Annotated in this window: 6 protein-coding genes; 5 read left to right on the forward strand and 1 reads right to left on the reverse strand. The window is 59.8% G+C overall.

Going from position 1 to position 7,557, the window contains the following annotated elements; all coding sequences use genetic code 11:
* Nucleotides 1-517: 517 nt before the first annotated feature.
* The 4 genes from LJE91_14325 (at nucleotide 518) to LJE91_14340 (ending at nucleotide 4,810) form a co-directional block, all read left to right on the forward strand.
* Nucleotides 518-1,612 (forward strand): methylated-DNA--[protein]-cysteine S-methyltransferase, encoded by a 1,095-nt coding sequence (locus LJE91_14325; protein MCG6869856.1) that lies wholly within the window; start codon nucleotides 518-520, stop codon nucleotides 1,610-1,612.
* Between the two features lie 574 nt (nucleotides 1,613-2,186).
* Entirely contained in the window at nucleotides 2,187-2,378 is a 192-nt protein-coding gene (locus tag LJE91_14330) for a hypothetical protein (GenBank protein ID MCG6869857.1), read from the forward strand.
* A gap of 511 nt (nucleotides 2,379-2,889) precedes the next feature.
* Nucleotides 2,890-4,260 carry an arsenic transporter gene (locus LJE91_14335; protein MCG6869858.1) on the forward strand — a complete coding sequence of 457 codons (1,371 nt, stop codon included), beginning with the start codon at nucleotides 2,890-2,892 and terminating at the stop codon, nucleotides 4,258-4,260.
* 61 nt (nucleotides 4,261-4,321) lie between these two features.
* Nucleotides 4,322-4,810 carry a CBS domain-containing protein gene (locus LJE91_14340; protein ID MCG6869859.1) on the forward strand — a complete coding sequence of 163 codons (489 nt, stop codon included), beginning with the start codon at nucleotides 4,322-4,324 and terminating at the stop codon, nucleotides 4,808-4,810.
* Between the two features lie 508 nt (nucleotides 4,811-5,318).
* On the opposite strand, the gene LJE91_14345 is transcribed toward LJE91_14340, so the two are convergent.
* Nucleotides 5,319-5,528: a hypothetical protein gene (locus LJE91_14345; GenBank protein ID MCG6869860.1), complete on the reverse strand. Its 210-nt coding sequence runs from the start codon at nucleotides 5,526-5,528 to the stop codon at nucleotides 5,319-5,321.
* 158 nt (nucleotides 5,529-5,686) lie between these two features.
* On the opposite strand from LJE91_14345, the gene LJE91_14350 reads away from it, so the two are divergent.
* Nucleotides 5,687-6,718: a MerR family transcriptional regulator gene (locus LJE91_14350; GenBank protein ID MCG6869861.1), complete on the forward strand. Its 1,032-nt coding sequence runs from the start codon at nucleotides 5,687-5,689 to the stop codon at nucleotides 6,716-6,718.
* Nucleotides 6,719-7,557 lie beyond the last annotated feature (839 nt).

Consider the following 7,557-nt stretch of genomic DNA (forward strand, 5'->3'; position numbering starts at 1 on the left):
GCGTCTTGATGACGAACGATCCCGGCGCGGCGCTGTCCCTGCTTTGCTTGGGCACCGGTCTTGGGCTTCCTGCCCAAGCCGTTCACTGCTTCGCAGCTCACCCGGCGCGATCTGGTATGTCATTTTCCGGCAATCGCCTTAGCGCATATTTCGCGACAACATGTTAGTAACAACAGGATTCGCTAATATACGGGCCTATGCTTATGGCTGTTCTCCGTAGGAGAACCTCTTTCTTCGAGCGTAGTCTCGAAAAAAGCGTAGTAACTGTAGTCTGGATGAGCACAGCGAAATCCGGGGAATATTCGGAGATTATCATGCGGTGGAGATTGAACTGCGACGGGACGTTCGTTATCTCTGCCAGAGCGAACCTCGTGCCAAAATCTGAAGCGAATCCGTGGAGCGCCGGTTACCGGTTGCGGATTCCAGCTTTCCCGAGAGATTGCCTGGCAAGAAACGGATAGACCTGCAGCGGAGTCCGCGTTCAAATGGCATCGGCGGAACACCAGGAGTTGGACACATGACAATGCCATCCGAACAGGAAATGCGCGGTGCAACAGCGGCGCGGGACAAGGCATTCGACGGCCGGTTTTTCTACGGCGTGATCACCTCGGGCGCGTTCTGCCGGCCGTCGTGTGCCGCGCGGCCGGCTCGACCCGAGCATCTGCGTTTTTTCCCGGACGCCAAGTCCGCACTGGCCTCAGGTTTCAGACCCTGCAAACGCTGCCGGCCCACGGATATCACACCCGGGCTAGGCAGGCTCGTAGAGACCGCACGACAGATCGAATCCCACGCCGAAGAGCGCCTGACGCTGAAAACACTCGCGAAACGAGCAGGCCTTTCACCGTCTCGCTTTCAGCGTGCCTTTAAGTCCGCGTTCGGCGTCTCGCCCAAGGCCTATCAGGACGCGGTCCGCATGAAGCGCTTCAAGGCGGCCCTGAAGGAAGGCGACGATGTCACCGGCGCGATCTTCTCGGCGGGCTTTGGGTCCGTCAGTCGGGTCTACGGAGAAAGGATGCGCAACATCGGCATGACGCCGGCGGCTTACCGCTCGGGCGGCGCGGGCGAGACGATCGCCTACGCGTATCGCGATACGGCGTTGGGTCCCATGCTGATGGCAGCCGCCGGGCGGGGCGTGTGCTGCGTGCAGTTCGGCAATGACGTCGAGACGCTCCGGGAGCAACTGCGGGCGGAGTTTCCGAAAGCGGATCTCGTTGCCTCTCCCGCGCAATACGCCCCCGAACTCGACGACTGGATCGAAGCACTCGACGCGCACATCGGTCAGGGTGCGCCACGGCCCGATCTGCCGCTCGATCTGCGCGGGACGGCCTTTCAGGTAAAGGTCTGGCGGTATCTGCTCAGCGTGCGCGAGGGGGATGTGATCAGTTACCGTGAACTCGCCGCAGGGATCGATCGGCCGAAGGCGGTGCGCGCGGCCGCCTCGGCATGCGCGGCCAACCGCGTTTGCGTGCTCGTGCCTTGCCACCGTGTGTTAAGAAGCGATGGAGGCCTCGGCGGTTACCGTTGGGGCCTGAAGCGAAAGCGGGCACTGCTCGACGCGGAACGCTCCCGGAAAGTAGACGGCGCCGCCGAGGCCGAAGACCCAGCGGATTGAATCTCTGTTGCGAGTAGGCAGGCTCATGAGAACTTGACGGTCTGTGCAGGAAAACCCATCAATTTCGATCGTAAAGACCGCTGGTCTCCAGCCCCTGACGGCGTAGCCGGGTTTACTGGGCGCGTGCCTTTATCTTGCTGCACGACAGCATTCCATCTTCCGGCGCCGTGGACCATTCAGCACGAACCGTAAGGCGATTGCCGGAAAACGACATACCAGATCGCGCCGGGTGAGCTGCGAAGCAGTGAACGGCTTGGGCAGGAAGCCCAAGACCGGTGCCCAAGCAAAGCAGGGACAGCGCCGCGCCGGGATCGTTCGTCATCAAGACGCGACAACAAGGCGCATCGTCGAACCATGTAACGGTTGTCGCAACACAGAGGACGGACGACAAAGACAAGCAGGATGGTATGTCATTTGACAGAAATCGCCTAAGTGAAGTGATAACATGATTTCGTTCCGGTTACCCGAACCGGCCCATTGGCCCCGAATCATCAATGGACAAGCAATCACTATTCAAGGCCCTGACCCGCAGACATCCGGGACTTGGTGGTTCCCAGTCCGACGACCGTCTGCCATGGCGCTATTGATCGACCTGCTCAGGAAGGTCTTCGAGTACGCCCGCACCCGTCAAGTCTATGTGGTTGGACCCGGCCGGACGCTGCTCGGCGGCGTCCGCCTGACCGGCATCACCGGGTTGCTTTTCGCGATCGAGGCGCTGGGGGAATCGAACTCCTGCACCCTGTTTTTTGAGAGCCTGAATCTGTAGGTGGCGATATGGTCGGAGAGGTCATATATACCCGTCACGGACAGGTTTTCCCGGCACGCACACCCTCTTCGTCCCGTGGCGGCGTTGCGATTCCTTGCAATAGAGCGGCTATTGCGCGTCATCGCGTCTTGCCACGAAACGGATCTGACCCACTCTTTCCGTGACAACCTGTCCGTGACGGGTATAGCAGGCATGCTCCGTGCGGAAGGACACCCATCTGCACAACCTTGCCCGGCAGTTGATCAAGGAGGAAATCACGGAGTTGCCACTAGTCGACGAACCCAATCGGCTGATTGACCAGGTACAAAATGTACGAGGCCATCGAGGTCCAACCGAAGCTGCGCGAAAACCCGAATCCGGCCTGCCCCCCCGGAACCGTCCGACGAGGATATTGAACCTGTGACCGCGAACAACGCCTGCACCCATGGAACTCGGCTGATCCGCTGGCATGGTCGTCCTGATGGCTCCCCGGTCCGTGACCGCCCAGATACTGCAGACCCGAGGATTCCCGATGACCACTGAATCTGCTCATGCAAATGGACTGGTAGCGCTCACCATGAGCACTCCGATGGCGGTCTCCGCAATTATCCTGTTCGCGACCTTCGTGGGCATATTCACCGAGGCCCTGCACGGCATTCACCGCAGCAAGGTCGCCATGCTCGGTGCCGCCGCGATGGTCTTCAGCGGCCAGATATTCGGCTTCTACGACCCGAAACTGGCCATCGAAGCCATCGACTGGAACGTCATCTTCCTGCTCGCGGCGATGATGGTGATCGTCGGCATCATGATCCCGACCGGCGGTTTTCAGGCCATCGCCTTCTGGATAACCCGGATTTCACGAGGCCGGCAATTCGTGCTGCTGGCCATGCTCGGCACCGCGGTCACCGTGTTCTCGCTGCTGCTCGACAACGTGACCACGGTGATTATCTTCGGGCCGCTTATTCTGATCATCTGCCAGATCCTGCGCGTCTCACCGATTCCGTACCTGTTCGCCGCCGCACTGCTGTCGGACACCGGCGGCGTCGCAACCCTGGTCGGCGACCCGCCCAACCTGATGATCGGCTCCGCCGCCGACATCGACTTCAACACCTTCTTCTTGCGCATGATCGGCCCGGTGTTCGCTGCCTGGCTTGCAATCCTGGTCACACTGCGGTTTCTGTTCTGGCGGGAATTGGCGATCAAGCCGGCGTACGTCGAGTTTGCCGAGACCTTCGAGTTCGAGGACCGCAAGACCTGGATGCGATCGCTGGTGGTGCTCGCGTTCATGGTGTTGCTGTTCGTGCTGCACCGACAGCTCAACTGGGAAGCCTGGGTGGTGGCGGCCAGCGGCCTGGTCGCGCTGTTCTACGTCGCCGGTCACATTCACGTCGACAGCGCGCTGGAGAAGGTGGAACACGCGCTGCTGCTGTTCTTTCTGTCCCTGTTCGTACTGATCGGCGGGGTGGAAAACAGTCAGTTTCTGCAGTATCTCGGTCAACTCATCGTTCCGGTCGTCCAGCAGGATCTGATGCTGGCGTCCATCGCCCTGCTGTGGGTCGCAGCGATCCTGTCCGCGGCCATCGACAACATCCCGTTCACGGCGGCGATGATCCCGATCATCCTGAGCATGGAGGCACAGGGCATGGCCGTCACGCCACTATGGTGGAGCCTCGCCATGGGCGTCGGCATGGGTGGCAACGGCACCCACATCGGATCGACCGCCAACGTATTCATCGTCACCATCTCGGAACGCCTGGCGAAGCGCGAGAAAGACCCGTCCCTGGCCATCACGCCGGGGCTGTGGTTTCGAAAAGGAACCCCGGCCATGCTGGTCACTCTAATCGTGTGTTCGGTCTTCATGGCGCTGTTCTTCGACTTCTTTTCCATCCCGATCGCCCCCTGACACCCGGCGGGTTCGACACCGCGCCACGTGACCTGGAGAAACCATGACCTGCGCCAAAGCCATGTTCACCGACTTCGTCTCGGCCAGCCCGGAGCAGACCGTAGCCGATGCGCTCAAGCTTCTGGAGCAGCACGGCGTCCGTGCGATGCCGATTCTTGACGCGGAAGGCACGCTGGTGGGTGAATTCCACTTCCGCGTACTTCTCGCCCATCTTCTGCCGATCACCGGCGAGATAGACCTGATGGGCATGGGTACCGCCTCCGGCGGACTGTTAGACCACAACCTCAAACTGTCCTCGCTTATCGGCGGACGAAGCGAAATGAAATGCGCTGACCGATTTAAGGCGTTGATGCCGATACCGCTTCAGGAAGTCATGGACCCGAATTTTGTGCTGACACATCCCGAAACGCCGTTGTTGGAGTGCATACGCCTGCTGGTAAAGCACCGCGGTCTACTCGGTGTGGTGGAAAAGGGCGAGAAAAAACTGATCGGCATGGTCACCGTGCAGTCGATCGTGCGTGTGCTGGAAAGGACTGCCGCCGAATCCTGACACCCCCGAGCGGCATCACACCGCCTGCAACCCGGCCCCAAGCCCCGGCCACGATGTACGCACCGGAAGCCTGTTTCGGACCCGACACAGCAACACCAATCCTTGCCACGCTGCAGATCGGCGGGCACTCGCTGCAGCGCACAGGCGAATCAACCATCGATAGACCGGCATATTGAAAGTCGCGACTTTTATGCTGAGCCATGCCCAGATGTCGCCCCCGCGGGAGCAGACGCCGCACGGGTCGTTTCGACACTACCGAACAGACCGGCAAAGGCCTGCTGCCGGTAATCGAAGATCTGCTCCAACTGCGGATGCACGTAAGATTGCGTCAGCAAGCTCACCGACCGACCACAGCAGCAACTGTGGCAACACATAACGCACCTCCGTCGTCGAGGCACAACAACAGGCTCATCGTCGAAATATGTCAGGGAATCGCTCCTGACATGTCGTCGGGCAGCCATGAATCAGCCGGCGTCGGCGAATTTCACAGGACGGGGGGGAGGCATGGTTACATCAATTGGTAATGGGTATCAGCTTCCCACGCCTCGGACCTGCTTATCCCTAATTCCACCAGCAGGAGATCCAAGTCGGCCTCCATATCGGCAGGCGGATCGATGTCTATCTGCCAATCTGCCTCGTCGGACCACTCAACACTGTCGATCCAATTGACCTCTTCGGTCCGATGGCTATCGCCGAAGCTATCGAATTCATGGTTCATTTTGTCGTTCCTCGATGTATTTCCTGGCTAGTCTCCTGCTTTACGTCGCGGCAACCTATCCGGATCTCTACCGACAGGGGATAACTTCTTCCCTATAGCTGTCATCGATTGAGCTCGCAGTGCTATACTGGACAAAACATGGACAATGGGTGGATCGAATGGCCAAATCTCCTGAAGTATCCAGAGCATCCGCAGCGCCGGAATCCAATTATCGCATTGGCGCGGTGGCTCGCCTGACCGGCATAACTGCCGATACATTGCGCGTGTGGGAGCGCCGTTACGCAGTGGTGACACCGCAGCGCAGTGCCAAGGGCGGGCGGCGTTACAGTCGCGATGACGTGCTTAGGCTGGCTTTGATCAAGCGGCTGGTCGATGCCGGCCATGCCATCGGCAGCGTCGCGAATCTTGAAGGGCCGGAACTGCAGCAGCGCCTGGACTCCGACCTCGTGGACGCAACGTTGCCCCTCAAAGCAGACGAACTAAACCGGCCCTATCGTGTCGCCGTTCTTGGCGAGGCGCTGCCAACTCGACTTCTTAACGCAGGGACGGAGCTGCCGGGAGTGGAGATTGTCGCCGCCACTTCGGATCCGGATACATTTCGCAGGGAGGCGCCAGCCAGGTGTCCCGACGTCATCGTCCTCGAATACCCCAGCGTGACCGGCAGAACGGCGGGAGAGGTCAATCAGTTGCTTCGCTTGACTGAGGCCCGTCGCGCGGTTGTGGTTTACGCCTTCGCGCGCGAGGAGACGGCTCATCGCCTGCAGTCGCGTCAAATTGTCGCACTGCGCGCTCCGGTCGGGTTGACCGACCTGCAACCATGGTGCAGTTCGTCGACAGGGCGTTTGTGGCCTGATGAAACGACCGACTCGAGCGCGCTGGGACAGGCGCCGTACCGACGTTACACCGCCGCCCAGCTGTCACGTATTGCGACAATTTCGACGACCGTGAAGTGCGAGTGCCCTCGCCATCTCGCCGATCTGGTTTTTTCGTTACGAAACTTCGAGAGCTACAGCGCCGAATGCGAGAACACCAACGCGGCTGACGCGCTGCTCCACGCACAACTGCATAATGCGACCGGTCACGCGCGCGCTATTCTTGAAGAGTCGCTGCACCAGGTACTGACGGCCGAGGGGGTCAGTATGGAGACACCGATGTCCCGTGGCGGCATTGGCCGGGGAAATAGCCCGTAATCTTCCGCCAGCACGCGGTGTCTCTCCGCTCACCACCAGATTGTTCGTTCGCGCGCGGAACGCGGCGTTCTTCGATGGCCCATGGCTCACGGGGCTCACCCACCTTCTCGACGGGAAAAATAAATGGACAATTACTTGACAACCATTATAGTGATAGATATTGTCCTGGACACTTATTGAGCAAACGGGGAGGACGTCCTCATGACCAAGTCCCGCAGGTTCCTCGGTTTGTCTAGTGATGCTGATTGCCAGGTGTGCATGACCGTGATGGCGATCGTTGACTCTCCGCTGGTCCTGATCCTCGGAGCCGCGGCCTTCCTGGCCATGGCCTGAAGCGGGATCGATGTCGTTTCCGGAAAATGGTTGCAGGGCGCCAGGGACGGTGCCACACACTCTGTCAGGTGCTAGCCAAACGGTAAGATAGTGGACAATGATCGAAGCGACGCGATGCCGAGACAGACAGTGACAAGCAGGGCCCTGCATTCTTTGAGAAGAGGCGAAGAAAGTGGAAGTGCAGGCTCTGATCGAAAGCCTGAGCAGAAGACCGATAGATTCACCCTCTTGCGAAATCAGGCTGGACTGAGGCTTCCTGGCTGCTATGCAAGTCTCTTGATGCGACTTGCGCGAACACCGACTCCAGGCATCTGTCAAACGCTGCAACGCGGCTGACACCAGGGGAGCAGCGCCCGAAGGGTTAGGCGATTGCCGGAAAATGGCATACCAGATCGCGCCGGGTGAGCTGCGAAGCAGTGAACGGCTTGGGCAGGAAGCCCAAGACCGGTGCCCAAGCAAAGCAGGGACAGCGCCGCGCCGGGATCGTTCGTCATCAAGGCGCGACA

This window comes from Gammaproteobacteria bacterium (genome assembly GCA_022340215.1).
In the GTDB taxonomy this organism is placed as follows: Bacteria; Pseudomonadota; Gammaproteobacteria; order JAJDOJ01; family JAJDOJ01; genus JAJDOJ01.